The 26,966-nt window shown below is 65.0% G+C and carries 22 protein-coding genes; 4 read left to right on the forward strand and 18 right to left on the reverse strand.

Going from position 1 to position 26,966, the window contains the following annotated elements; translation table 11 throughout:
- Positions 1-156 precede the first annotated feature (156 nt).
- The 11 genes from AC07VL_RS02070 to AC07VL_RS02120 form a co-directional block, all read right to left on the reverse strand.
- Positions 157-633, reverse strand: coding sequence for a hypothetical protein (locus tag AC07VL_RS02070; protein WP_494804385.1), 477 nt, complete (start codon positions 631-633; stop codon positions 157-159).
- 215 nt (positions 634-848) lie between these two features.
- Positions 849-2,066 (reverse strand): acetate/propionate family kinase, encoded by a 1,218-nt coding sequence (locus tag AC07VL_RS02075; protein ID WP_494804386.1) that lies wholly within the window; start codon positions 2,064-2,066, stop codon positions 849-851.
- Complete coding sequence (locus AC07VL_RS02080; protein WP_494804387.1) at positions 2,063-3,478, reverse strand: bifunctional enoyl-CoA hydratase/phosphate acetyltransferase; 1,416 nt, start codon at positions 3,476-3,478, stop codon at positions 2,063-2,065. The genes AC07VL_RS02075 and AC07VL_RS02080 overlap by 4 nt, the downstream gene beginning before the upstream one ends.
- A 9-nt stretch (positions 3,479-3,487) precedes the next feature.
- A complete protein-coding gene (locus tag AC07VL_RS02085; protein ID WP_494804454.1) occupies positions 3,488-5,716 on the reverse strand; it encodes a DUF3141 domain-containing protein in 2,229 nt (742 codons plus the stop codon).
- A gap of 102 nt (positions 5,717-5,818) precedes the next feature.
- Entirely contained in the window at positions 5,819-6,943 is a 1,125-nt protein-coding gene (locus AC07VL_RS02090; protein ID WP_494804388.1) for an ABC transporter permease, read from the reverse strand.
- Between the two features lies 1 nt (position 6,944).
- Positions 6,945-9,689: a ribosome-associated ATPase/putative transporter RbbA gene (gene rbbA / locus AC07VL_RS02095; RefSeq protein ID WP_494804389.1), complete on the reverse strand. Its 2,745-nt coding sequence runs from the start codon at positions 9,687-9,689 to the stop codon at positions 6,945-6,947.
- Positions 9,686-10,759: an HlyD family secretion protein gene (locus AC07VL_RS02100; RefSeq protein WP_290603097.1), complete on the reverse strand. Its 1,074-nt coding sequence runs from the start codon at positions 10,757-10,759 to the stop codon at positions 9,686-9,688. Before AC07VL_RS02100 ends, rbbA begins: the two co-directional genes overlap by 4 nt.
- A gap of 17 nt (positions 10,760-10,776) precedes the next feature.
- Complete coding sequence (locus tag AC07VL_RS02105) at positions 10,777-12,216, reverse strand: efflux transporter outer membrane subunit (RefSeq protein WP_494804455.1); 1,440 nt, start codon at positions 12,214-12,216, stop codon at positions 10,777-10,779.
- A 10-nt stretch (positions 12,217-12,226) separates the two neighbouring features.
- A complete protein-coding gene (gene fabI / locus AC07VL_RS02110) occupies positions 12,227-12,994 on the reverse strand; it encodes an enoyl-ACP reductase FabI (RefSeq protein WP_494804390.1) in 768 nt (255 codons plus the stop codon).
- Positions 12,991-13,176: a hypothetical protein gene (locus AC07VL_RS02115; RefSeq protein WP_494804391.1), complete on the reverse strand. Its 186-nt coding sequence runs from the start codon at positions 13,174-13,176 to the stop codon at positions 12,991-12,993. Before AC07VL_RS02115 ends, fabI begins: the two co-directional genes overlap by 4 nt.
- 435 nt (positions 13,177-13,611) lie before the next feature.
- Positions 13,612-15,048 carry an IgA Peptidase M64 gene (locus AC07VL_RS02120; RefSeq protein WP_494804392.1) on the reverse strand — a complete coding sequence of 479 codons (1,437 nt, stop codon included), beginning with the start codon at positions 15,046-15,048 and terminating at the stop codon, positions 13,612-13,614.
- A 216-nt stretch (positions 15,049-15,264) separates the two neighbouring features.
- Between AC07VL_RS02120 and AC07VL_RS02125 the strand changes: the two genes are divergently transcribed.
- Together AC07VL_RS02125 and AC07VL_RS02130 are read left to right on the forward strand one after the other, a co-directional pair.
- Entirely contained in the window at positions 15,265-15,867 is a 603-nt protein-coding gene (locus tag AC07VL_RS02125) for a TetR/AcrR family transcriptional regulator (protein WP_494804393.1), read from the forward strand.
- Positions 15,868-15,875: 8 nt separating this feature from the next.
- On the forward strand, positions 15,876-17,078 hold the full coding sequence (locus AC07VL_RS02130; protein WP_494804394.1) for a DUF418 domain-containing protein: 1,203 nt from the start codon (positions 15,876-15,878) through the stop codon (positions 17,076-17,078).
- On the opposite strand, the gene AC07VL_RS02135 is transcribed toward AC07VL_RS02130, so the two are convergent.
- The 3 genes from AC07VL_RS02135 to AC07VL_RS02145 all read right to left on the reverse strand — a co-directional run bounded on the left by AC07VL_RS02135 (position 17,069) and on the right by AC07VL_RS02145 (position 22,321).
- A complete protein-coding gene (locus AC07VL_RS02135) occupies positions 17,069-18,322 on the reverse strand; it encodes a cyanophycinase (RefSeq protein ID WP_494804395.1) in 1,254 nt (417 codons plus the stop codon). The two genes, AC07VL_RS02130 and AC07VL_RS02135, sit on opposite strands and share 10 nt — an antisense overlap.
- Before the next feature lie 150 nt (positions 18,323-18,472).
- Positions 18,473-21,268, reverse strand: coding sequence for a TonB-dependent receptor (locus AC07VL_RS02140; RefSeq protein WP_494804396.1), 2,796 nt, complete (start codon positions 21,266-21,268; stop codon positions 18,473-18,475).
- A 33-nt stretch (positions 21,269-21,301) separates the two neighbouring features.
- Positions 21,302-22,321 (reverse strand): MurR/RpiR family transcriptional regulator, encoded by a 1,020-nt coding sequence (locus AC07VL_RS02145; RefSeq protein WP_494804397.1) that lies wholly within the window; start codon positions 22,319-22,321, stop codon positions 21,302-21,304.
- 201 nt (positions 22,322-22,522) lie between these two features.
- Between AC07VL_RS02145 and AC07VL_RS02150 the strand changes: the two genes are divergently transcribed.
- Both AC07VL_RS02150 and AC07VL_RS02155 read left to right on the forward strand, forming a co-directional pair.
- Entirely contained in the window at positions 22,523-23,659 is a 1,137-nt protein-coding gene (locus AC07VL_RS02150) for a succinylglutamate desuccinylase/aspartoacylase family protein (RefSeq protein ID WP_494804398.1), read from the forward strand.
- A gap of 19 nt (positions 23,660-23,678) precedes the next feature.
- Positions 23,679-25,067 carry a YfcC family protein gene (locus AC07VL_RS02155; RefSeq protein WP_494804399.1) on the forward strand — a complete coding sequence of 463 codons (1,389 nt, stop codon included), beginning with the start codon at positions 23,679-23,681 and terminating at the stop codon, positions 25,065-25,067.
- A gap of 40 nt (positions 25,068-25,107) precedes the next feature.
- Here AC07VL_RS02155 and AC07VL_RS02160 read toward each other — a convergent pair whose 3' ends face one another.
- The 4 genes from AC07VL_RS02160 to AC07VL_RS02175 all read right to left on the reverse strand — a co-directional run bounded on the left by AC07VL_RS02160 (position 25,108) and on the right by AC07VL_RS02175 (position 26,891).
- Complete coding sequence (locus AC07VL_RS02160) at positions 25,108-25,395, reverse strand: hypothetical protein (protein WP_494804400.1); 288 nt, start codon at positions 25,393-25,395, stop codon at positions 25,108-25,110.
- Between the two features lie 123 nt (positions 25,396-25,518).
- Entirely contained in the window at positions 25,519-25,947 is a 429-nt protein-coding gene (locus AC07VL_RS02165; protein ID WP_494804401.1) for an alpha/beta hydrolase, read from the reverse strand.
- 160 nt (positions 25,948-26,107) lie between these two features.
- The gene (locus tag AC07VL_RS02170; RefSeq protein WP_494804402.1) at positions 26,108-26,371 is read right to left on the reverse strand and encodes a hypothetical protein; all 264 of its coding nucleotides are present in this window, start codon (positions 26,369-26,371) and stop codon (positions 26,108-26,110) included.
- A 94-nt stretch (positions 26,372-26,465) separates the two neighbouring features.
- Positions 26,466-26,891, reverse strand: coding sequence for a GNAT family N-acetyltransferase (locus tag AC07VL_RS02175; RefSeq protein ID WP_494804456.1), 426 nt, complete (start codon positions 26,889-26,891; stop codon positions 26,466-26,468).
- Positions 26,892-26,966: the final 75 nt, after the last annotated feature.

Genomic DNA, 26,966 nt, shown 5'->3' on the forward strand with positions numbered 1-26,966 from the left:
GGTCTCTCCCCTCGTCTGCCTGCCAGTGCACTATGGCACGGCGACCAGGCGAGGAATTGAGGCACATCAAGGATGACAAGGCCAACGCACAGCACCGGCGAAAAAAAAGACAGCCGAGGCTGTCTTTTTTTCTACGAGGAAACCCGCAGGCCGGAATTACTTGGCGGCGGCAGCCTTGACTTCAGCGTCGGCCTTGGCCTTGGCTTCTTCCGTCTTGGTGGCGGCGATGGCCTTGTCGGCGTTCGCTTCCACTTTTTCCTTGGCAACCTTGGCGTTCGCTTTCACGGCAGCCTTGTGTGCTTTCGCATCGGCCTTGGCATCGGTTTTATCCGCCTTGGCTTCCGCTTTCATCTTGTCTTCCGGATCGGCTTCAGCCACTTTGTCGTGGGCCTTGGCCTTGGTTTTGTTTGCCTTGTGCTGGGCGTCGGCTTTCTTTTCGTCAGCCTTCATTTCCGCCTTGGCGACATTGGCATCCGCCTTGGCATCGACCTTGGCTTCCTTGTTGGCAGCCTTGTTGACGTCTTTTTGCGCGGAAGCCTGGGCTTTCACGACCGCTTCGGTAGCCGGTGCGGTTTGAGCGAAGGCGGCGGTAGCAAACAGGGTGGCGATCAGGGCGGCGAGTAATTTGTTCATGATGTGACCTTTCAATATGGATTCGATTTATTTTTACTAAAGGCGGGCAAAATGTTCCAAATTTGCCAGGCACCGCGCTGCGGTTGTCAGCAGCTCGATGGCATGACTTCATAGTAAAGATAAGACGCAAACCACACAGTGCGTTAGCGCACTCAAGGAGAAATATATGCAATTCGGCAAATTTCCCCTTGAGCACGCGACGGCGGGTCAGGCCATCAGGCACCCACGGCCAGCGCCGCATGGCGGGCGGCCACCCACTCCTCGTTGGCCGGCTCCACGCCCACCACGATGCGGCTGGCATCGGTGGAAATACGGCTGGCGTTGCGCGCATTGGCATCGGCATCGAGCACGGGGCCGATGAAACCGAGCTCGGCGCAGATGCGCTGGCGCAATTCGGCGCTGTGCTCGCCGATACCGGCCGTAAACACGAGCATGTCCAGCCCGCCCAGCACGGCCGTCAGGGCGCCGATCTCGCGCACGATGCGGCGGATATATAACGCCAGCGCGGCGCGGATGCGCTCCCCCGTGGCATCCTGGCGGTCCTGCTGCGCCAGCAGGATGGGCGGGTCGGCCGACACGCCCGACACGCCCAGCAAGCCCGACTCGTGGTACAGCACATGCGCCACTTTTTCCAGCGACAGCTTTTCGATTTCCATCAGGTAGATGACGGCGCCCGGATCGAGCGAGCCGCAGCGCGTGCCCATCATCAGACCATCGAGCGCGGAAAAGCCCATGGTGGTGGCCACGCTGTGCAGGTTCTCCATGGCGCACAGGCTGGCGCCGCTGCCCAGGTGGGCGACGATGACCTTGCCGCGAGCAAGCGCACCAAAACGCTGCTCCAGCACCAGCGACTGGTATTCGTACGACAGGCCGTGGAAACCGTAGCGGCGCAAGCCCCGCTCCCACGCATCGTACGGCAGCGCCAGCATCTGCTCGACCTGCGGCACCGTGTGGTGGAAGGCCGTGTCGAAGCAGGCCACCTGGGCGATGTCGGGCCGCGATTCGAGCAGCACCTCGATCGCCTCCAGCGCGAACGGCTGGTGCAGAGGCGCCAGCGGCACATAGCTTTTCAGGTCAGCCAGCACGGCGAAATCGATGCGCACGGGAGCGAAATACTTGCTGCCGCCATGCACCACGCGGTGCGCCACGGCGCGCAGCGGACGGCCTGCCAGGCGTTCCACGACTTTTTCGCGGATGTGCGCCAGGGCCGCATGGTGCGGCTGTTCGGCGTCCAGCTGCAGGGCCTCGGCAGGCTGGCCACCGGCGCGGTAGCTGGCGCTTTCGCGGCCGATGCCTTCGACCTTGCCGCTCCATTCGGCCTGCTGCGGCAGCACGCCGCCCGCCTGTTCGAACAGAGCGAACTTGATGCTCGACGAGCCGCAATTGAGTACCAGGATCAGGGTGCCATCGGCGTGTTGGGCTGCGGCGTTCATGGCGGCGTGCTCCGGTAATGGTTGGCCAGCATCACGGCGATGGCGCACGAGGCGATGCGGCTTGCGCGCGAATCGGCGCGGCTGGTGAGGATGACGGGGATCTTCGCGCCCAGCACGATGCCGGCGCTGTCCGCGTCGCCCATGTATTCGAGCTGCTTGGCCAGCATGTTGCCGCTTTCCAGGTCGGGGACCAGCAGGATATCGGCGCGGCCCGCCACTTCCGAGACGATGCCCTTGACGGTGGCGGCGGCGATCGAGACGGCGTTATCGAAGGCCAGCGGGCCGTCGAGGATGGCCCCTGTGATCTGGCCCCGGTCGGCCATCTTGCACAGCGCGGCCGCGTCCAGGGTCGCCGGCATGTTCGCATTCACCGTTTCCACTGCGGCCAAGATGGCCACGCGCGGGCAGGCCACGCCGATCACGTGCGCCAGGTCGATGGCGTTGCGCACGATGTCAGCCTTCATGGCCAGGTTGGGCGCGATGTTAATGGCGGCATCCGTGATGATGAACGGGCGCGGATACGCAGGCGTCTGCATCAGGAAGCAGTGGCTGATGCGGCGCTTGGTGCGCAGGCCGGCGCTGGCCGACAGCACGGCCGACATCAGTTCATCCGTGTGCAGGCTGCCCTTCATCAGCGCCTCGACTTCGCCCTTGCCCGCCAGTTCGGCGCCGCGCGCGGCCGCTGCATGGCTATGCTCGACGTCCTCGATGGCGATGCCGGCCAGGCTCAGGCCCGCTTCCAGGGCCACGGCTTCCAGGCGCGCGCGCGGCGCCACCAGCACGGGCGTGATCAGGCCGGCCGCATACGCGTCGAGCGCGCCGGACAGACTCAGTTCATCGCAGGGATGGACCACGGCCACCTTGATGGGGCCCAGGGTGCGCGCGTGTTCCAGCAGACGACGCGTGCCGTCGCCGTTATGCAGGCGCACTTCGGGCAGGGTGGCGCGCTGGCGCTCGATCTGCTCGGCGGGCGCAATCACCTGCGCTTCGCCATCGAGCACCACGGAGCCATGCTGGTTGATGCAGCGGCAGGCCAGGGTCACGTGGCGGTTGCGCGGCTCCAGCGCCGTGACGGTGACGCTGATGGCCAGCGTATCTCCCACGCGCACGGGCTGCAGGAAGCGCAGGGTCTGGCCCGTGTACACGGTGCCGGCGCCGGGCAGGCGCGTGCCCAGCACGGCGGAAATGAGGGCGGCGCCCCACATGCCGTGCGCGATCACGCCTTGGTAGCGGCTGGAGGCGGCAAATTCCGCGTCCAGATGCTGGGGATTGTCGTCGCCCGACATCACCGCGAACAGGGCGATATCGTCCATGCTCAGGGTACGCGTGATGCTGGCGGTATCGCCGATGGCGATCTGCTCGAAGGTGCGGTTGCGCACGATATTCAAATCATCGTCTTGGGTGGTGGTCATCTTGGCCTTCTAGGCTGGGGTAATGTTCTTGGCGGATTTGGCTTTTGGCTGCGTGGCGGCGACAGATACCGGTTCCGATTCTGCCACGGCAGGTGGCTGCGCCCTCGCTTGCGCCTTGGCGGCACGGTCGAAGACGTCAAGCATCTGCTGCAGGCTCGCTTCCTCGTCCGGCGTCGGCGCGTCGGGCACCAGCAGCACCTGCTGCAACCATTCGGCCAGCGCGCGGATGGATTCCGGATCGGCACGCGACAGCAAGGCCGGCAAGGCGGCAACGGCAGCGTCGAAATCATGCATCATGAGGCGCGCCTGCTGGCGCACGATGTGGCGGAATTCCTCCATGCTGACATCCTGCCGGTACTGAGGCTTGATCAGTTTGAGCGCCAGGTTGACCCGGCGCTCGTCGGCGATCATGCGGAAGCGGTAGATGTAGAACAGCGCGCGCACGGCCGCTTCCACCAGGCCGCCCCGCTGCATGTCCTCTTCCATCTTGCGCGTTTCGCAGCGCACGTATTCGCAATGCTCGGGCGAGATGCCGGGGTGCGGACGCGGCGGATTGGCATCGTTCGGGCTTTGTCCCGTCAGCGCCTGCACCAGCGGCGAGCCGTACACCATGTCGAAGGTCGCTTCCTGCACGCTGTCGCGCCAGTCGCGCCAGCTGTTCAGGCCTGCCGTGATGGCACCGGAAACCGCCTCCTGCATGGCCAGCAGCGGATTGTCGGGTGCTACCGGCTGGCGCTGCGCGCGCACTTTTTCCGCTTCTTTCGCCACCAACCTGGCCAGCGGATTATGGTCGGTCCAGCGCTCGTACGACACGCGCAGCGGATGCGAAAGCTGCAGGAAACGCGCCGTTTGCGGCGTCACCATGGCGCGCACCCACGGCTGCGCGAAGGTGCGGTACAGGGCCAGGTTCACTTCGGAGACGCGCGCGGCGGCGGCGAACTTGCGGTCGTTTTCCACGCTAGGCTGCACGATGGCGCGCACGTCCTCGATGCCGCGGCGCTCCACTTGCAGCACATAGTCGCCGCTGGCCAGATCGGCGTTCGGCGTGTCGGGCGTCTTGTCGACGATCAGCGCCTGGTAGATGCCGGCCGGCAGCAGGTTGATCAGGTCGATATTGCTGGCGAATTTCTGGTGTTCCTTGCGCCCCACCTTGGCTGAAACAAAAATACCCAGGTGGCCGATGCTGTCATGCACGGCATACACGATGGTCTGGTCGTGCATCAGCACGTCGTTGTCGTCACGGTACAGGTCCGTGATCCAGCCCAGCGCCTGCGGCGGCGGCGTGATGTTGTCGCCGTTCGAGCAGAATACGACGATGGGCGAACGGATATTACGCAAGTCCAGACGCACGCCGTCAGAGGTAATCAGTTCGGCCGTGGCCAGGCGGTTGCCGATGAACAGATTGTCAACGATGTACTGCATCTCGACGTCGTTCAGGAAGACGTGGCCGCCCCAGTATTTTTCAAATTCCAGGTAGCGCGGCGCTTCCGTGTCGATGTTCGCGTACAGGTTGTACTGCTTGGTCCACAGGGTGTTGGCCGGGTTCAGGTTCTCGAAATTCTGTACCAGGCTGGCGCCGTCGAAACGGCCGTTGCCCAGGTCGCCCGCCAGCGCCGTGGCCCAGCTGCCGCCCATCAGGCCGCCCGCATAGCGCATCGGATTGCGGCCATGCCAGCCGGCCCAGTACGACACGGGCGCGCCGGCGACGATGATGGGCCCGAACAGGTCGGGGCGCATGGCCGCCGTCATGAGGATTTGCCAGCCCGCCTGGCAATTGCCGATGACGACAGGCTTGCCTTCGCTGTGCGGATGCAGGGCGATGACCTTTTCCAGGAACTGCGCTTCCGCGTGCATGACGTCTTCCACCGTTTGTCCCGGCACGGGGTCGGGCAAGAAGCCGATGAAATAGCAAGGGTGGCCCGCGCGCAGGGCCACGCCGATCTCGCTTTCCGCCTTGAAGCCGCCGATGCCGGGGCCGTGGCCGGCGCGCGGATCGACGACGACGAAGGGCCGTTTCGTCGGATCGGGTTCCGGCGCATCGGGCGTCAGGATGCGCGCCAGGCCGTAGTTGACGGGGCGCGCCAGGTCCAGGCCCGACATCACCAGTTCGGCGGGAAAATCGAGCACGTTCGGCACTTCCTCGGCCAGGTGCTCCTGGTACTGGTTGCCACGGCGGCGCATCACGTCCGCATACAGCACGATGCGCTGCCAGGAGTCGCGCGCATAGTCGCCCAGCATGCCCAGCGGCGGCAGGCCGCCGGTGGAGAAAAATGGTGCAGCTTCGGTTTTCATGGCTATCCTTTTCATGCGAACAAGCGCCGGACCATTCCGGCGCGGGGTCTACGCCATCTGGCTGATGGTCTTGCGAAAACGGGCAAGGGCAAACGTGAACAGGGCCGTGCCGATGGCCAGCAGGGTCAGGAAGGGCTTCCACACCACGTCGATGCCGGCGCCGCGGTAGAGAATCGCCTGGCTCAATTCGACGAAATGCGTAGTCGGCGCGATCAGCATGATGTTCTGCACCAACTGCGGCATGCTTTCGCGCGGCGTGCTGCCGCCCGACAGCATCTGCAGCGGCAGCAGCACGAGGATCAGCAGCATGCCGAATTGCGGCATGCTGCGCGCCACGGTGGCGAGGAAAATACCCATCGAGGTGGTGGCAAACAGGTGCAGCGCCGCGCCGCACAGGAACAGCGCGATGGAGCCCTCGATCGGCACGTGCAGCATGCCGCGCACCACCAGGTTCAGCGACAGGGCGGCGGCCAGCAGCACCACCAGGCCCATCGACCAGACCTTGCCCAGCATGATTTCGGCCGGCGTCACGGGCATCACCAGCAGATGCTCGATGGTGCCGTGCTCGCGCTCGCGGATCAGGGCCGCCCCCGTCAGGATGATCGACAGCATCGTCACCTGGTTGATGATTTCCATCAGCGAGCCAAACCAGGCCTGGCTCAGGGAGGGATTGAAGCGCGCGCGCATCACCAGTTCCACGGGCGACACGGTCACGCCCCGGTAACGCTTGGCGAATTCGGAGATCTCCCCGGCGACGATCTGCTGGATGTAGCCGCTGCCGCTGAAGGCTTGGCTCATGCGCGTGGCGTCCACGTTCAGCTGCAGCTCCGCCTGGCGCCCGCCCAGCACGTCGGCCTGCAGCTTGGGCGGAATCGTCAGCACGAAGGTGTACTGGCCCGCATCGAGGCCCGCGTCGACCTGGCTCTGGTTGATCATGGCCGGCGGCGTGAACTGCGGCGGGAAGAAGGCCGAGGCGATGCGCCCGGACAGGGGCGAGCCATCCTCGTCGACGATGGCGATCGAGGCCATGTGCAGGGTTTCCGGCTTGGCTGTGGCGGCCACGTAGATGGCCAACGTGAACGTGTAGAGGATCAGGATCAGCATCATCGGGTCGCGGATCAGGCTCCAGATTTCCTTCACGCCCAGGCGGTAAATGTTTTCAAGGTGTCGCAAATCAGCTCTCCTGTTTCTTCAGCAGCGCCACCGTCACGCCGAGGATCACGGGAATGGCGACGAGCAGGGGCCAGAACGAGGCGTGCAGGTCGCCGAAGCCCAGCGCCTTGTTGAACACGCCGCGGCTGATATTGAGCATGTGCGTGGCGGGGTACATCAGGCCGATGGCCTTGCCCACGCCTTCCATCGACGAGACGGGATTGAGCAGGCCGGAAAACTGGATGGCCGGGATCATGGTGCCGATCATGGTCACGAACAGGGCGGCGATCTGGCTGCGCGTAAACGTCGAGGCGAACAGGCCGATGCCGGTGGCGCAGATATTGAAGATGAAGGTGGCGCCGATCAGGGTCGGCAGGCTGCCCTTGATCGGCACGCCGAAGGCGGTGACGGCCAGCAGCGCCATGAGGACGAAATTGAACATGGCCAGCACGACGTACGGCACCTGCTTGCCGAGCAAGAATTCCAGGCGCGTCACGGGCGTCACGTACAGGTTGATGATGGAACCCAGTTCCTTCTCGCGCACCACGGACAGCGCCGCCAGCATGGCCGGCAGCATCAGCAGCAGCAAGGGAATCACGGCCGGCACCATGGCCGGCAGGCTTTTCACGTCCGGGTTGTAGCGGTAGCGCGTCTCGATGGCGACGGGGTTGCTCATCGTGATGCCGTAGCGGTGCAGGGCCTGGTCGGCCAGCCACAGCTGGTGCATGCCCTGCACGTAGCCCTGCACGGTTTCGGCGCGCATCGGCATGGCGCCGTCGATCCACGCACCCACCTGGGCCGGCGCGCCGCGCTGCACGTCGCGCGCGAAGCCGGGCGGGATCTCGATGGCCAGCGACAGTTCGCCGCTGCGCATGCGCTTGTCGATATCGGCATAGTCGCGCAGGGGCGGCTTTTCGATGAAGTAGCGCGAGCCGGCCAGGTTATTCGCGTAATTCTGGCTCAGGGTCGTCTGGTCGTGGTCGAGCACCGCGTACGTCAAGTCTTCGACGTCCAGGCTGATGCCGAAGCCGATGACGAACAGCAGCAGCACGGAGCCGCCCAGCGCCAGGGTCAGGCGCACGGGGTCGCGCCGCAGCTCCAGGGTTTCGCGCCACATGTAGCTGAGCATGCGGCCCAGGCTGAAGCGGCTGCGCCGGTGCCCGGTGGCGATGGCAGGAGCGGCGACGGGAGTGGCCTGGGCAGCCTGCGCCTCGGGCGCCGTGCCGCCGCCCGCCTCTTCCAGGTAGGCGATGAAGGCCGCTTCCAGCGATGGCGCGCCCTTCTTGCGCACCAGCTCAGCCGGTGCATCGCTGACCAGCACTTTCCCCGCATGCATCAGCGAGATGCGGTCGCAGCGCTCGGCCTCGTTCATGAAGTGGGTGGAAATGAAAATGGTGACGTGGTCGCGCCGCGCCAGCTCGATCATCAGGCGCCAGAAATTGTCGCGCGCGATGGGGTCGACGCCGGACGTCGGCTCGTCGAGAATCAGCATTTCCGGCTTGTGCACCATGGCCACGGCCAGGGACAGGCGCTGGCGGATGCCCAGCGGCAGGCTGTCGGGCAAGTCATCCATTACGTCGCGCAGGTCGAATCGCTGCGCCATTTCGTCGACGCGGGCAGAAATTTCCGCCTCGGGCACGTGGAACAGGCGCGCGTGCAGCACCAGGTTCTGGCGCACCGTCAGTTCGCTGTACAGGGAAAACGCCTGCGACATGTAGCCGACCCTGCGGCGCGTGTCGATGTCGTTGGAATCGACTTCCTTGCCGAACAGCCAGGCCTTGCCTTCCGTGGCCGGCAGCAGGCCCGTGAGCATCTTCATGGTGGTCGACTTGCCGCAGCCGTTCGACCCCAGAAAGCCGAAGATCTCGCCGCGGCCGATACGGAAATTCACATGGTCGACGGCCGTGAAATCGCCGAAGCGCATGGTCAGGTCTTTTGCCTCGATGGCGACGTCCTGCGCGCTGGCCGCGTCCAGCGGCGTGATGACGACGGGCTGGTGGCCCGCGCGCTTGGCTTCGGGCAGCAGCTTGATGAAGGCCGCTTCCAGGTTGCTGCTGTCCGTGCGCGCCAGCAGTTCGGCCGGCGTGCCCGTGTCGAGCACCTTGCCGTCGTCCATGGCGACCAACCAATCGAAGCGCTGCGCCTCGTCCATGTAGGCGGTGGCGACCATCACGCTCATTTGCGGGCGCTGCACGCGGATGCCGGCGATCAGGTCCCAGAACTGGGCGCGCGCCAGCGGATCGACGCCAGTGGTCGGCTCATCGAGGATCAGCAGGTCGGGATCGTGGATCAGGGCGCAGCACAGGCCCAGTTTCTGCTTCATGCCGCCCGACAGCTTGCCCGCCGGGCGCGCCAGGAAGGGGTGCAAGCCCGTGCTCAGGGTCAGCTGGTCGATGCGGCGGCGGCGCTCGGCCGCGTCGTGGCCGAACAGGCGCGCGAAAAACTGCAGGTTTTCCTCGACCGACAGGGTCGGATACAGATTCTTGCCCAGGCCTTGCGGCATGTAGGCGATGCGCGGGCAGACGTCGTCGCGGTGGCGCGCATTCTGCATGTCGCCACCGAGCGCCATGACCGTGCCCTGCTGCACGGCGCGCGCGCCGGCCACCAGCGACAGCAGGCTCGATTTACCCACGCCATCGGGGCCGATCAGGCCCACCATGCAGCCGGCCGGCACGTCCAGGTCGATGGCGTCGAGCGCCACCGTCTTGCCGTAATGCTGGCTGACGCCCTTGATACTGACAACAAAGGAAGTGGCTGCTGCACTCACTGCGGAACCTTCGCCGTCAATTCAGCGGGCCAGGCCTGCTTGGCATCGAGGCGTACCCAGGCCACGCCTGGCAAGCCCACTTTCACCAGGGCCAGGTGCTTTTGCAGCAGCTCGCGGCTGATCTGCGCCTTCACGCGGAACATCAGTTTCTGCCGTTCGCTGGCCGTTTCCACCGTCTTCGGCGTGAACTGCGCGCTGGCGGCGACAAACGAAATCGTCGCCGGAATCACGTAATTGGGCGCCGCATCGAGGATGATGCGCACTTCGCCGCCCAGCGCCACCTTGCCGGCTGCCGTCTCGGGCAGGAAGAAGGTCATGTAGACGTCCGACAGGTCGACCAGGTTGAGCACCTTGCCGCCGCCGGCCAGCACTTCGCCCTGCTGCGCCACCAGATATTGCACGCGGCCGTCGCGCGGCGCCTTCAGCTGGCCATCGGCCAGGTCGGAATCGATGCGCGCCGTGGTCGCCTCGGCAGCGGCGACGGCCGAACGCGAGCCCACCACCTGCGCCTTGGCCGCGTCGATGGCTGCCTGCGCCGCCGTCACCTGTGCCTTGGCCGCGTTCAGGGCCGCCGCCACGCTGCGCACGCGGGCGCGGTCATCGTCAAGTTCCTGCACCGACGAAGCACCCTCCTTCGACAGCGTTTCGGAACGGGCCAGGCGGCGCTTGGCCGCATCGAGTTCGCTTTCGCGCTGCGCCACCATGGCCAGCGCGGCCGCCTTGTCGCTTTCGCGCACGGCCACCTGCGCCTGCGCGCCCACCACCGTGTCCAGCGCCTGCTGCTGGCGCGCGCGCGCTTCGTCGCGCTGGGCCGTCAGCGAGTCCACCTGCATGGTGGCGAGCGGCTGGCCCGCCTTGACGAAGTCGCCCTCGCGCACGAGGATTTCCTGGACCCTGCCCGCGAGCTTGGTGGCGACGTCGATCTCGGTCGCTTCGATACGGCCATTGCCGCTGACGAAACCTTCACCGGGGCCAGCAGGACGCATTTTTTGCCAGGCCACATAGCCCAGCACGAGGACGGCCACGACCAGCGCGGCGGGAATGATTTTTTTCTTCAGTTGTGGATTCATGGTGTCGGCGATCGCTATTAATTGGTGAAGGTGGTGGCTGCAGGGGCGCCGCCGAGGGCGGCGTACAGGCTGACCTGGCTGGAGAGCAGCGCGCGGCGCGTCTGCACCAGCTGCTGTTCCACCGTCAGCAAGTCGCGCTGTGCGTCCAGCACTTCCAGGTAGGGCGCGGCGCCATTGTCATAGCGCAGTTTGGCCAGGCGCGCGCGTTCGCTTTGCGCGGCCAGCGTCGTCTTGCCGATGTCGACCTGCAGCGCCAGCCAGCGCCGGTTCGACAGCGCATCGGCCACTTCACGGAAGGCGCCCTGCACGCTTTTTTCGTAATTGGCCACGGCCACGTCGCGGCGCACCTCGGCCAGGTCCATGTTGGCGCGGATGCGGCCCGCGTCAAAGATCGGCAGCACCAGGCGCGGCGCGAAATTCCACGCGCCGCTGCCCGAATCGAACAAGCCGCTCAATTCCGCGCTGGCCGTGCCATAGGCGGCCGTCAGGGAAATCGTCGGGAAGAAGGCGGCGCGCGCGGCACCAATATTCGCCTGCGCGGCGCGCAACTGGTGCTCGGCCGCCACCAGGTCGGGACGCTGCGTGAGTAGCGCCGAGGGCAAGCCCGCATGCAGCGGCTGCAGCACGCTGGCGTCGTCGAAACGGCGCACCTCACCAGCCACCGGCGTCAGGTCGACGGGACCGCCCACCAGTTGCGCCAGTGCATGCGCCTGCACGGCACGCGCCTGCTCCAGCTGGGCCGACAGGGACAGGGCCTGGCTGAGCAGGGTTTCCACCTGCGTCAGGTCCAGCTTGGAAATCGCTCCCACCTCGAAGCGGCGCGTGAAGATGCGCAGCGATTCGGCGCGGCTGTCCACCGTGGCGCGCGCCAGCGCTACCCGTTCATCGAGCTCGCGCAAGCCCAGGTAGCCATTGGCCACCTGCGCCACCAGGGCCACGCCGACGGCGCGGCGCGCCTCGTCGCTGGCCAGCAGGGTTTGCAGCGCGCTGTCCTTCAGGCTGCGCACGCGGCCCCAGAAATCGAGCTCCCAGGCGCTCACGTTCAAGCCCACCTGATACTGCGCGCTCGTCATGGGACGGCCCGTCAGGCTCAAGTCGCCGGGCACGCGCGTGCGGCTGCCTTCCGCGCCCAGCGCCACGGTGGGGAATTGCTCCGCGCGCTGGATGCCGTACGCGGCGCGCGCTTCTTCCACGCGCAGGGCGGCGATGCGGATGTCGCGGTTGCTGGCCAGCGCCTGCGTGATCATGGCCTGCAGGCGCGCATCGGCGAAGTAGCTTTGCCAGGCGATATCGGCAGCCTGCGCGCCGGCAGGATCATTTTCCGGATACTGCGCCGCCACGGGCAGCGGCGGCGGTGCATACGGCGGCGCCATCGAGGCGCAGCCGGCCAGCAGCACGCTGGCAGTCAATGCTGCCAGCGTGGCGCGTGGGGATAGAACGGGAACAGCCATGGTCATCATCTTCCAGTCAGTTCAGAATGTTGTAGCCGCCATCGACATACAGGGTGCCTCCCGTGATGGCGCGCGCGCCGTCGCCGGCAAGGAAGGCGCACAGCGCGCCCACGTCCTCGATGGTGGCCAGGCGCCGCAGGGGCGAGCGTTCGATGGCGTCGGCCATCAGGCGGTCGAAATGGGCGATGCCGGATGCGGCCCGCGTCTCCAGTGGCCCTGGCGAAATGGCGTTGACGCGGATGCCGGCAGGTCCCAGTTCGGCGGCCAGGTAGCGCACGGACGCTTCCAGCGCCGCCTTCACGGGCCCCATCAGGCCATAGTCGGCGATGACTTCCTCGGCGCCCAGATAGCTCATGGTCATCAGGCTGCCGCCGTGCGGCATCAGCGGTTCGGCCAGCTTCGCCATGCGCATGAAGGAATGGCACGAGATATCCATCGCCTGCGCGAAGCCGTCAGCGGAACTGTCCGTCACCCTGCCATGCAAATCCTGCTTCGGCGCGTAGGCGATCGAATGGACGACAAAATCGAGCGTGCCCCACTGCTGTTCGATCTGCGCAAACACGGCTTCCAGCTGGCCCGGCACGGAGACGTCGAGCGGCGCCATGATGGCCGCCTGCACTTGCTGCGCCAGCGGCGCCACGTGCGGGCGCGCCTTGTCATTGAGCCAGGTGACGGCCAGCTCGGCGCCGGCCGCGCGCAAGGCGCTGGCGCAGCCCCAGGCGATGCTTTGCCCGTTGGCGATGCCCACCACCAGCCCCCGCTTGCCCTGCAAGGGGGGCGTCATGCTTTATGCGGACGCAAGGCGGGCCACGGCGTGGCGGCGTTCACGCACTGCACCGCGCCGGCGCACACGGAAGCGGTGCAGGTGGCCAGGGTCACGCCGCCGGCGCGCGCATGCGGCAGCACGATGGGAGTATGGGGATGGAGGGTGCTGCATGCGTCAGGCGCGGGGATCTGCATCTTCATGAATCTGGCTTCCGTCACTGAAAATTCGAGGCCAATGCCAGGCCAGGGAAAGTGGACTGGTAAGGGGCGAAAATACTCTACAGCATTTAGATGCGCGATTTATGAAGAGTCTTATCCGCGTGCTGAATGCCTTGAGCGAGGTCAACTATAAGTGCGATTGCGGCGATGCAACATTGATGTACATCAAATTCTACCGCAATATTATTTAAATGAAACAAATTGTAAGCAATCGAATCGCGGTATTTATCTGATAACTATTTGCAACTGGCGAGAATGAAAGTGACTTCCGGAGCTGGAATTGGTATTAGCAGGAAAATACGCAGAGGAAAGGTCTTGCAGAGGGGAAATGTGGCGGGGAAAAGTGAAATGGGGAGCATGCTATTGCAACGCAACATGGCACCCCATTCATTACTTGATTGCTACTATTGATGTATCTCAGCGTGATTGCGCGGGGCGCGAATACAGGTCGATGATGGTGCTGATGCCGTCCTGGCACACGGAACAGAAGGTCTCGCTGCGGTCGAACATGATGCATTGCATCTCGGGCCGGTAGTAGCCGGACGATTCATAGTTCGCGCCCTCGAAGGCCCCCACCGCATGGCGCTGCGGCGCCTTGGAAAACAGCTGCTGCGTGTACGCCAGGTCGGCCTTGAACAGGGCGCTCATTTCGCTTTCCGGGCGGTTCGCCGCGCGCAGGGCGGCGCGCTGCTGCTGATATTCGCGCGCATGGCTGTCATACGCTTCCTTCGGCCACGGCGTCGGCAGCGGCGTGCCGGCCTTCACGTGGCTTTTCCATTTCAGCCTGGCCGGGTCGCGCAGCGCCGTGGCATTCGGCTCCCACGGCTCCTGGCGCTCGCCATTGGACTGGTAAGCCACGGGCGAGGTGTAGTACTCGTCGGCCAGGCCGGCGAAATGGTGGCCGAATTCATGCACGAACAGGTAGTTGGCCCAGTCGTTGTTGGCCGCCGCCGTGCTGAACTGGCCGAAGATGCCGCCACCGCCATAGGTGTCGTTGTTGACGAGGATTTCGATGAATTCGTACGGCGCGTACTGCGCCAGGTCGCGCAGGGCGCGGTTGTCCGTCGTCAGCACATAGCGCTCGCTGCCGAAGATATCGTAGCGCGTGCCCAGCGGCGAGGCGTGATGCACGCCCGTCGATGGACGCGACACGCCCGATTCCTGCGTCGGCGCGGCCATGGCCCACACGTTGAAATCATTGGCCCGCTCGCGGAACGGCGACACCGTGAACAGATGGTCAGCCAGCTTGCGCGCCGTCGCTTCGAACTTGCCCATCTCGGCCGCCGTATAGCCATCGCCCAGGATCAGCAGGTCGACCTTGTCGGGTGACGGACCGCTGACGCGGATGGGAATGGGCTTGACGGGTGCCGGCGGCTGCTTGCGGATCACGTCCTGCGCGGCCGGATCGACATCGGTGCTCCACACGATGGAAAACAGGCCACGCTCGTCGCGCTTGAGGATGCGCACGCGCACGGGGTGCTCGGGCTGCGGGAAGCGCACGGATTCCTGGAACGCGCGCGTGGTGGTTTTCGCTTCGTCGGTGCTGGCCCACTCGCCAAAGATGGTGGAAAAGCCGCGCGAGTACAGCACCTTGCCCGACTTGATGTCTACCACTTCCAGCAGGTTGTTGCCGCGGTTGCTGTCATCGATGGTGCGCGCCATGCTGCCCGGCCATGGCAGCGGCTCGACCAGCACGCGCTCGACTGCGTAATGCTCGCCCAGCGCATTGCCGCTGTGCTGGTAATCGAGGCGCATGGTCGCTGGCTGCTGCCCGCTGGCCGCCTGCGCGAAGGGGGCGATGCCGGCGGCCAGCGCCAGCGCGCAGAGGAAGGATCGAATCGGGGTCTGCTGCATGTCATTCCTAAAACGGTAGAAAAACAGGTGAAGGGAACGGTTCTCCAAACAATCGGCGGCCCTGCCGGCGGGCCTGCGAAAAACCGCTGCGGCACATTGTAGCGACCTGAAGCGGGCATGCAAAGCGGCGATTTGCCGCGAGCACGCTTGACCTCGCAGCAAGCTTGCATTAAATTAGACTGATTAGTCGATCAATTAAAAGGCAGGCCACCCATCATGCGCACCATCGATCCCGACAAGCACGCCGCGCGCCGCGACGCCATCCTGGCGGCGGCACGCCACTGCTTCGCCCGCAAGGGCTTTCACCAGACCAGCACTGCTGCCATCTGCGCACAGGCAGGCATGAGTCCCGGCAACCTGTTTCACTACTTCCCCACCAAGCAAGCCATCATCGCCGCCATCGTCGACCAGGAAGGCCGGGAGACGGCCGCGTATTTCGCCGGCGTGCAAGGCAACGCCGATGCCTATGCCGCCCTGCTCGACTTCATGGATCTGGTGCTGGCACTGGCGGCAGACGGAGACTTTGCGGGACTGGCGCTGGACATTGCCGCCGAAGCGACGCGCGACGCGGACATCGCCGCCAGGGTGGCGCGCAACGACGCCCTGCTGCGCGCGGGCGTGCAGTCGCTGCTCGAAAGCGCGGTCGCGCAAGGCCAGGTCGACGCCGCGCTCGACCCCGCGCAAACGGCCAACTGGCTCGCGGCGCTGATCGACGGCATCTTCAACCGGGTCGCCGTCGATCCCCATTACGCACCGCTGGCGCAGCGCGCCAGCCTGCACCAGTTGCTGGTGCGCTTCCTGCGGCCCACCCTGTCATGACGGCCGCGATGCCAGACCCGCCGGCCCGCATCGGCGATGTCGACGCCCTGCGCGGCTGCGCCCTGTTCGGCATTTTGGTCGTCAATATCGGCGCTTTCGCCACGCCCTGGTTCGGCCTGGGATTGACCGACCCGGCCTTTCACGGCAGCGTGGACCGCGCCACGCACTTCCTCGTCGCGCTGCTGTTCGAGACCAAGTTCTATCTGCTGTTTTCCTTCCTGTTCGGCTACAGCTTCACCTTGCAGATGCAGGCGGCCACGCGCGCCGGCGCGCCGTTCGTGCCGCGCATGCTGCGCCGCCAGGCGGGCCTGTGGCTGATCGGCGCCCTGCACGCCATCATCCTGTTTCATGGTGACATACTGACTACATACGCCGTGCTGGGCATCGTGCTGCTGGCCCTGCACCACTGCGGCGAACGGCCCGCCCTCACCCTGGCCTTTGTCCTCGTCAGCGCCTGCGCGGCATTCTGGGCAGCGATGGCCTGGCTGCAAGGTCTGCAGCCGCCGAGCGACACCGCAGACAACGCCGTGCTCATGGCGCAGAAAGCGGCAAGCGCGCTGGCGGCCTACCGTGGCACGCCCGCCAGCGTGGTGACGCAGCACCTGCGCGAACTGAGTGAAATCTGGATCGTCCTGCTGCTGGTGCAGGCACCGTGCGCACTGGCCATGTTCCTGTGCGGCCTGGCTGCCGGCAAGCGCGAAATGCTGCTGCATGCGGCCGACTATCTGCCTCTGCGCCGGCGACTGCTATGGGCCGGCGCGCTGGTGGGATTGCCGGGTGCCGCCTGCTATGCGTGGACGTCCGTGTATGCCGGCAGCCAGGCATGGCAGGTGGCCGGACTGGCCGTGGGCCTGGCGACGGCGCCGCTGCTGGCGGGTGCCTACCTGGCATTGGCCTTGGCCGCTTTCGAGCGCCTGCGCGACGGCATGCTGTTTGCGCTGCTGGCCGACACGGGCCGCATGGCCCTGTCGAACTACCTGCTGCAGTCGGCCATCTGCGCCTGGCTGTTCCTCGCCTATGGCGCGCGGCTGATGGGCAGCGTGTCGCCGCCGGGCGCCCTGGCGCTGGCCGCCATCCTCTTCGGCCTGCAGCTGCCATTGAGCCGCTGGTGGCTGCGCAGGCATGCGTATGGCCCCGTCGAATGGCTGCTCCGGGCCTTGACGATCGCGGCGTGGCCCCGCTGGCGGCGTGCCGGCGCCGGCTATTTGTAGCGGTACAGCGGCTGGCGCAGCTGGATTGGACGGATGTCGAGGCGCAGCTTCAGCACCGAATACGCTTCCGCCTCGGTGGAGCTGTAACCGACGCTGTTGACCGTCTTGCTGAACCTGAACTCGAAGCCCAGGTCCGGATACGGGTCGCGCGGGTTGCCGAAGGCGATGCCGATGGCTTCCTGCTGGGCATTGTCGATCAGGTTGCCCATCAGGTCGAGCACGGCGTTGTTGCCGAGGATATCATTGGTGAAAACGGGTTCGCGCATGTCGGGCTGGTTCGGATCGAGCTTGTTGTCGGCCTTGTCCGGCGATGGCGTGAAGACGCGCGTGACGAGGTTGAATTTGTCGCCCCGGTCCAGGTAGCTGATGGCGGCATTGCTGATATTGAAATTCTTCACGCCGCGGTCGCTGATGGCGCCCGACAGGTCGATCAGCAAGGCCCCGCTGTAGCCGATGACTTCCACGTCGCGCATGGCATCGACCACCATGGCGCTGTTTTCGTCGATGCCCAGGCCCAGGTGATAGCCTTTTTTCAGCATCACGGGAATCATGCGGGCGAAACGGCCACGCACCAGCAAATGCTGGTCGACGAAGACGTCGCTGCCGATGAAACCCAGGCCCGGTGCGATTTCGCGCCCGTCCGTCACGCCCATTTTCAGCATGTCGAGCACGGGCTTGGCGTCATAGAACATGGTGGTGCTCATGATGGCGGCACCGGCGCTGGAACCGGCGATCACGCCGCCGTTGCGGTAGACCGACCAGATGGCCTCCAGCGCAGCCGTACGGCTGCCGTCCGGACGCAGCAAGGCTTGCGTGATGCGCCCCTGGTCGCCGCCGGCAAAATAGATGCCGGTGGCCGACTTGATCTGCGTCACGATGGCCGGGTCTTCGGCCGCCTTGCGGTAATCGCGATTGGCCAGCTTGACGGCCAGCGGCACGAAAAAGGCGTCCGCACCATATTGGTTGAGTTTCTTGATGATGCTTTCACCCGATTTTTCCGGGTTCATCGCGGCCGAGGCCAGCACGGCGATGCGCGCGCCTGGCCCGCCAGACAACTTGACGATGCGCTGCCAGACTTCGGCATTGTCGGCCCGCAGGCCGCCGCCGATGATGACGAGGGTGCCCTGCGGCGCCGTGCCGATGGCACTGCCGGCAGGCGCCGCCGCAGCATGGAAGCTGCACAATACCAGCGCAAACAGCAGCGCGGCGCGGAATTTCTGATACAGGCTTGCGGATGATTTCATGGTGCCTCTCGAATGCAAAGAAAGTGGCGCGCACCGGTTGATACCGGCACGCGCCGTTGCTGCCAATACTGCTGCTTGCAACCCAACGCCATCGAACTACGATGCTACTCGCCGTGTGTGACAGCGATATTGCGGTATCTCCTGTTTTTTTTATTTGAAAGTATAGTTGGCCGAAGCGTAAAAGCGCCGGCCGCGCGGGTCCGTGTAGCTGGGGTCATAACCGGACAGGAAAAAATATGCCTGGTTCGAATAGGGCGGGCTGGTATTGAACAGATTCTGTATGCCCGCGCGCAGCTTGAACTGCTTGCTCACCGCATAGGCGCCCGACATGTCCCACAGCGTGTACGCCTTCACCCGGTTCGCCTTGACCACGCTGCCGTCATCCGTGTTGATGGCCGAGTTCTGGTCGTCATAGCCGCTCGAATACGTGTTCGACAGGCTGGCCGAATACGGGCCATTGTCCCAGTCCAGCGTGATGGTATGGCGCCAGCGCTGGACCACGCCGTCCGTGACGAATTTATTCAGGTTGCTGATGAAGACGTCGCCGGGACTGGTCTGGATTTTCGAATCGAGCACGTAGGTGCCGCTCAGGTGGCCGCCGAAACGCCCCCATGCCGTCCTTACGCCATGCAGGTCGGCCGTGATATCGATACCGGACGCCTTTTGCGCGCCGCGGTTTTCCTTGCGCAGTTCGATGTAGTCGATCAAGCCGTCTTCGTCGCGGTGTACCAGGTCGCCGTACTTGGACAGGTTGGCCAGGATGATGTCGTCGCCGATCTCGCTGATCAGGTCCGTGCGCTTGATGTTCCAGTAGTCGGCACTGAAAGTCCAGTGCTGGCTCGGTTCGAGCACCAGGCCGGCCGAGAACTGGCGGCTGCGTTCGGGTTTCAGCTTGTCGTTGCTGTAACGGCGCGTGTCCCAGTTGTCGGCGCAGACGGAATAGTCATTGTTCTCGCTCGCGCAATACACGGGATCAGGCAGGGTCGCCGTGCTGCTGTAGACGGTGGGCCGGTGCAGGTCCGCCATCGACGGCGCACGGAAGCCCTTGCCGGCCGAAGCGCGCATCAGCACCTGCTTGCTGGGCATGTAGGTCAGGCCGATCTTCGGACTGAGGGCGCCACCCACCTGCTGGTAATGGTCGTAGCGGCCGGACAATTGCGCCTGCCACTGCCGGGTGAATGGCAGCAGCAGTTCGCTGTAGATGGCTTGCACGTTGCGGCTGTCGCTGGTGGGGCCGCCGCCTTCGGGCGCCGCGTCGTTGTTGATGTTATCGCTCATCAGCAGCGCCGATGGACGGAACTCCGTGCGCTCGCGCCGCACTTCGCCGCCCATGGCCAGCGCCAGATCGCCGCCGCCCAGCGCCATCAGCGCACGCGACGCCTTGAAATCGAGCGAGTCCATGGTGCCGCGCGCATGGCGCACCTCGTCGTTGACCTGGATGCTGTCGATCAGCGCCTGGCCTTTCGCGCTGGAGGGACCGAAAGGATTGATATCGCCGGCGGCGATCCCTTCCAGCAGCTTGTCGTACAGGACATAGCCGTGCGTGTCGCGGTCCTTGACCACGTTGACGCTGTGGTTCAGGCCCACGTCGTAGTCCCAGCCGGCGAGCGTGCCGGTGGCGCCCACGACGAACCGCTGGCTCTCGCTGGTCAACTGGCTGGTGCGCATGCCCGCTTCGTTCAGGCGCATGCGCAGTTCCAGCTCGCGCGCCGTCGGATTGCCGTCTTCATCGACGATGCTGTCCAGCCCCGTGTTGGCCAGTTGCGGCACCTTGCTGTAATCGAGATAGCCCGTCACGCGCGCCGACGAGCCCACGTAATAGCTGCGCGAACGGCTCAGCGCCACTTCCGCATACAGCTGGTGGTCGCCGTTCAGTTTCAGCACGCCGCGCGTGAGCAGGTTCTGCTTGTCCGTCTTCGGATACAGCTCCGTATCGCCCATGTAGTCATAGGTACAGGCATCGACGCCGCCCGTGCCCGCCGGCAGGTACAGATTGGCCGGCGGCGCGCAGTTCGGGATCGACAGATTGATCTGCCGGTTGGTGATGGGCCGGCCATTGAGCAGGAAGCCGTTGTCCTGCAAATAGTCGCGCTGTTCGCCCGACAGGCGGATATTCGCCGGACTGGTAAAGCTGGACAGCAAATGCCCGAGGCGCTGCGGAATCTGCAGATTGGGGATGAATTTACGCTGCGACGAGCTCAAACGGTCGGTTTTCTGCAGGTCGACGACGGCAAAGATATTGTAGCCGTCCGTCGCCAGGTCGCCCGTGCCGGCCGTGATGCTGGCCGTGCGCTTGCCGGCTCCGCCTTCCTGCGTGCCGCTGCCGTACGCATTCAGCTCCACGCCCTGGTAATCCTTGCGCGTAATAAAATTGATGACGCCGCCGATGGCGTCCGTGCCGTACAGGGCCGAGGCGCCGTCGAGCAGCACTTCCACGCGCTGCAATGCGGCGGCGGGGATGTTATTCAGATCGACGCCCGCGTCGTCGCCGGGCGAGGCAAAGTTGGCCATGCGCCGCCCGTTGAGCAGCACCAGGGTGGACGAGGTGCCCACGCCGCGCAGGTTGGCACTGTTAAAGCCGCGCTGGTCGCCGCCCACGTTGATGCTGGCGCCGTCCGTCAGGCCGCCCACGTTGGCCGAGACGCGCGCCATCAGTTCGGCCGCCGTCGTCACGCCCGCCTTCTCGATGTCGGCACGCGTGATGACCTGCACCGGCAGCGCCGTTTCCGATTCGAGCCGCTTGATGGCCGAACCGGTGATTTCCACGCGCTGCATCCTGGGCTGCGCCGTCCCCGCATCCGCCCCCTGCTCCTGCGCCAGCGCACCGCTGCCCAGCATGCCCAGCGCCGCCGAGACGCTCAAGCCCCCTACGGCCAGGCGCACGGCATGGGCCAGCACCGATACACGTGGCAGTATGCGACTGCCGTCCTGTTTTTTTTCTTGCATGCCAACTCTCCCAGATGGTGTTAACCCTGATTTTTATAATGACTGCTTTTTATGCACTGCCTTGCGCTGCCTGACTGCTGTTTTCCGGGGTCCCTGCACGCCATGTTCGCCGCCGTACAGGTAGGCGGCGATCACCTCGCTCAGGCGGGCGGCTTTTTCAACGTTGTCCTTGTTCGACACCATCAGCGCCACGGCCAGCGCCTCGATCATGGCCAGTGCCGCGCTGGCGCTGCTGGGCAGGACGGGATGCGTGCTTTGCGCGTACAGTGCATGGTCGGCCAGTTCAGCCAGGGGGGAGGCGGGAGAGTCGGTGAGCGCGACGATGCGGGCACCGCGGTCACGCGCGAAATTGGCCAGGCCGATGCAGTCGAGCGTATAGCGGGGGAAGGAAATCACCACGAGCACGTCGCTCGCCGTCAGGTTGACCAGATGTCCGGCCGCCACTTCCGAGCCGCCGATGCCCACCACTTCGACGACATGCGGGCAAAACGGCTGCAAATGCTGCACCAGCATGCCGGCCAGGTTGGCCGACAGGCCAAAACCCATCACATACACCACCTGGGCCAGCGTCAGATGGCGCACCACGGCGTGCATATCCGGCAGCGCCAGCGCACCCGAGGTGGCGGCGATATTCGCCGCCGCGTATTCCAGGCTTTCCGTGACGGGGGATGTGGCGCGCGCGCGACGCTCTATCGTATGGCGCAGTTTATCGACCGGCTGCAACAGTGCCTGCAGGGTTTCCGCCATGGCGCTGCGCATGGCCGAATAATTCCTCTGGCCGATGTCGCGTGCGAAGCGGCTGATGGTGGCCGTCGAGACCCGGCAACTGTCGGCCAGTTCCTCGATGCCCAGCGCGGTAACGCGCATCTGGTTGCGCAGCAGGTAGTCCGCGATCTGGCGCTGCGAAGCCGACCCGGTTGCCAGCACATGCATCAGCGCCTGTCCCAGCGGCGATTGCGCAAACGCCGCATCGGGCGACGACAGCGCGCCGGCCAGCGCGGGTGCGGCTGGCGTACGGGTGCTGCTGCGGGCAGGGCTGGCGGATGCTTTCATGTCACTGGCGGCCTGTGCTTGTCATGTGCGGCGGATCGATGTGTCGGCGCCAAAAAATCAGCGCGTGAACTCACTTTACGCATATCAAAAAGAAAACTCAACAATTTTTTGTAAATGGATTTTCATTGATTTACTTCGTGAAAATAATGCGACATAATCGACCGAAATCCATCAACCATGCACCTTTCCGGGGCGCCCACCATGCACGCACAACAGCATCCGATCTCCACGCCGCACGCCAGCGTGTCCTGCCAATTGAGCAGCTTTCACTTCGGCGGCACGGCCACCGGCAGCCGCAGCGGCAAGAAGGTCTACATCCAGGCGGCGCTGCATGCAGACGAAGTGCCGGGCATGCTGGTATCGCAGTTCCTGCGCCGCGAGCTGCTGGCGCTGGAGGCAGCGGGCAAGGTGCACGGCGAAATCATCCTGGTGCCGGCCGCCAATCCGATCGGCCTGGCGCAAGCCATCCACGGTGCGCCCTTCGGCCGCTTCGACCTGACCACCGGCATCAACTTCAACCGCGCCTACCGCCACGTGGCCGAGGAACTGAAAATCACGCTCGACGGCAAGCTGGGGCAGGATGCGCAGGCCAACGTGGCCCTGATCCGCGCGCATGCGCGCGACGCCGTCGCCGCCTGGTGGCCGGGCACGGATGCGGAGACGCTGAAAAAGACCCTGCTGGGCATGGCCATCGACGCCGACATCGTGCTCGACCTGCACTGCGACAATGAGGCGGCCCTGCATATCTACACGGGCACGCCGCTGGCGGCGCAGATCGCGCCCCTGTCGGCGCTCTTGGGCGCGCGTGCCGTGCTACTGGAACTGGCGGCTGGCGAAGAGCCGTTTGATGAGGCGTGCAGCCGCCTGTGGTGGGACCTGGACAGCCACTTCGGCGGCCGCTATCCGATCCCCGCCGCCTGCCTGTCGACCACCGTCGAACTGCGCGGCGAGGTGGAAGTGAGCTACGCCCTGGCCGAACGCGATGCGACCGCCCTGCTGCGCTTCCTCGCCATCGAGGGCGTGCTGGACATCGAAGGCGCCGGCGACGACCTGCCCGCACCGCAATGCCAGCCCACGCCGCTGGCTGGCGTCGAACCTATCCTCGCGCCGCACCATGGCGTGCTGGTGTACCTGCGCGAAATGGGCGACGTGCTGGCCGCCGGCGATGCGCTGGCCGACCTGATCGATCCCGTCAGCGGCGAGACGACGACTTTGCGCTGCACGGTCGCTGGTGTATTCTTCGCGCGCAGCGCCCACCGTCATGTCCTGCGCGGCATGAACGTCGGCAAGGTCGCTGGCGCCGTCGCCTTTCGCGGCGGCAGTCTGTTAAGCCAATAAAAAATCCAAAAAAAGCGCCATGAGAAAACTCAAGCTCCCCAATACCTTCGTCCTGCTATGCGGCATCCTGGCCATGATCGCCCTGGCCACGTGGCTGGTACCGGGCGGGAAATTCGACACCCAGCTGGTGAATGGCAAGCAGCTCATCATTCCCGGCACCTTCCACTACGTCGACAACAAGCCGCAGGGCCTGGCCGCCCTGATGATGGCACCCATCAAGGGCTTCGTCGACGCCAGCCTGATCATCGGCTTCGTGCTGATCGTCGGCGGCGCCTTCGCCGTGCTGCAAAAGACGGAAGCCTTCGATTCGCTGATCAAGGCCATCGCCAAGGCGCACACCAGCTCGCGCTTCGTGCGCGCAGCCATCATCCCCGTCTTCTTCACCATGTTTTCCCTGGGCGGCGCCACCTTCGGCATGAACGAGGAAGCGATTCCCTTCATCCTGATCTTCGTGCCGCTGGCCCTGGCCCTGGGCTATGACACCATCACTGGCGTATCGATACCCTTCATCGGTTCGCAGGTAGGTTTTTCCGCCGCCTTCCTGAACCCGTTCAACGTCGGCATCGCGCAGGGCATCGCCGGCGTGCCGATCTTTTCCGGCATCGGCTACCGCCTGATCGTCTGGGCCATCGCCACGGCGGTCAGCATCGTCTTCCTGATGTGGTATGCGGCGCGCATCAAGCGCCATCCCGAGAAAAGCCCGACCTACCTGCTCGACATCGAAAAGCGCCGCGAGCATACGCTGGACCTGGAGAGCTTTGCCGGCATGACGCGCACGCACCGCGCCGTGCTGTGGATCTTCCTTGCCACTTTGCTGACGATGGTCGTCGGCGTGGTCAAATACGACTGGTTCATCGATGAAATCGCCGCCCTGTTCCTCGTCATGGCCATCGTCGTCGGCCTGGTCGGCCGGCTCGACACGGACAGCCTGGTGGCCGCCTTCGTGCAGGGCGCGCGCGACATGGTCAGCGTTGGCCTGGTCATCGCCCTGGCGCGCGGCACCATGATCCTGGCGCGCGACGCGCAGATCATCGACACCATGCTGCATGCGCTCACGCCCCTGGTGGCCTCGTCGAGCCCCGTCTTCGCCGCGCAAAAAATGTTCTTCATGCAGTCGGTGATCAACTTCTTCATCCACTCGGGCAGCGGCCAGGCGGCGCTCACCATGCCCATCATGGCGCCGCTGGCCGACCTGGTGGGCGTGACGCGCCAGACGGCCATCCTGGCCTTCCAGTTCGGTGAATTCACCACGCCGATGATTCCTACCTCCGGCATCACCGTGGGCGTGCTGGCGCTGGCGCGCGTGCCCTGGATCACCTGGGCCAAGTGGATGATCCCGCTGCAGCTGATCTACCTGGTGCTGGCGCTGCTGCTCCTGATTCCACCTTGCCTGATGCACTGGCAATAAAAAAAAGCCACGGCGACGCATGATCGCCGTGGCTTTTTCCTTATTGGCGGGACGCCTGCCCGTAAGGTCCATCAACGCGCCCTTTTGCCCAGTCGGCCAACAGGTCGTAATAGCCTGGCGCGATGACGGTGGGCTTGCGCGTGCCGTCCGCTGTCTGTTCATAGTTGCGCATGCCGTGATCGGCCTTGGGGAAGAGGTGGACGAAGATGGCCTGACCCTGGCCGCGCAGCGCCGTCAGCCGCGCCACGGTAACGGCCGGCGACGCCTGGCGATCATCTTCCGCCAACGCCCACAACTGCGGCACCGCGACCTGGCGCAAGGCCTGCATGGGATCTTGCTACCGGTCGACGCCGAGCTTGTCGAACTGCGGCACGCCATGCCTGCGCAACTCTTCAACGGGCATCCCCAGCAGCACACCCGTATAGCCGCCCTTGATGAAGGCAAACCAGGGCTACTTGGCAAACTGCTGCTGGAACGCCGCCAGTTCGTCCAGACCATCCTGATAGCCGGATTTCACCAGCCTTGCCGTGATCTCCGTCGCCCTGCGGGCCTGGGCGACAGTCTCGCCGCCATAACCACGCTCGCGCATTTCCTTGTCCACCTGCGCCGCATCCTGCTGCGCGATATCGACCGCTAGTCCATAGCCGATGCCGATGAACTGCGCCTTGGCGCGCGCCTGCGCCAGCGGGACGATCCAGCCGCCCTGGCTCACGCCAACCAGGCCGAAACGGCCATGGCGTCCTTGCGCCAGCCGCCGGGCTTCGTGCGAGGCGGCCACCAGGTCATCGGCCAGACGCGGGAAATTCTGCGTGTATTCGCCCCCGGACAGTCCGCTGCCACGCTTGTCATACACGAACACCGACACGCCCCGCCCGACCATCTGGTAGGGTTCGCGCGCGCTCTATCCAACCGCTGCCCTCGGAGCCATGCGCATACACGACCAGCGGCGTATGCCTGCCTGCGCCAAGCGCCTCGATCAGCCTGCCCGCGAGCATGGCGCCGTCCGATTCAAAGCGCGTATTCGATTCCGCCAGCGCGACTTACGGCCAGCGCTCCGTGCCCCTGACCAGCACGACATCCTTGCCGCACGCCAGCAGCGCCCCGGCATCCAGCGTATTGCCGACCACCCCGTCGCTGAAGGTGTAGCCGTATCCCTTGCCGCCTTTGGTGACGGCGACGAAGCGCGTCTGGTCCTTGCGGAAAATACCCGTTTCGCAAGGGGCGGCGCTGACGGCATCCGGCGCGGGTGCGCCAGTCGCCGTGAGCGACGCGGCAAGGAAAGGCCATAGAAAAAAAGAGGTCATGGAGTCTTGGGTCCGGTAAAAGGCTGTCGCGTTGTTGATCAATAAAAATAGATAGCAGGGAAAACCGGGATCGCGCGCCAGCCGCGCCAGTGGTTCAACGCCGATAAATATCGGGAAAGTAGCGCTCCATCAGCGTCTCCGGCCTGCGCGGCGCCGTAAAGCCGTGGTGCGCATATAAACCATGCGCCGTGCTGGTGGCCAGCATGAAACGGCGCAAACCCTGCAAGTCGGGGTGTGCCATCACGGCCTGCATCAGGCGCTTGCTGTAGCCGCGGCCGCGGTACTCTTCCAGCACATACACGTCGACCAGATAGGCAAACGTGGCGTAGTCGCTGACCACGCGGGCGAACGCCACTTGGCGGCCGTCCAGCGTGCCGCCGAAGCAGAGCGAATGGTCAATCGCGCGCTGAACGGTGGCCAGCGCGATGCCGCCGGCCCATGCCGATTGCGTGCTGAGAAAATGGTGAATGGCCGGAACGTCGAGTTCCGCCTTGTCGCTACTGATCTTCAAGTGTGGCATCACGCTGTCCGCCTGTCGTGGAAAAACCGATCATCGGCGATTTGCGCGCTGCTGTCACCTGGGCTGGAGAGAACC

The organism is Janthinobacterium sp. GW821-FHT03C08 (assembly GCF_059420905.1).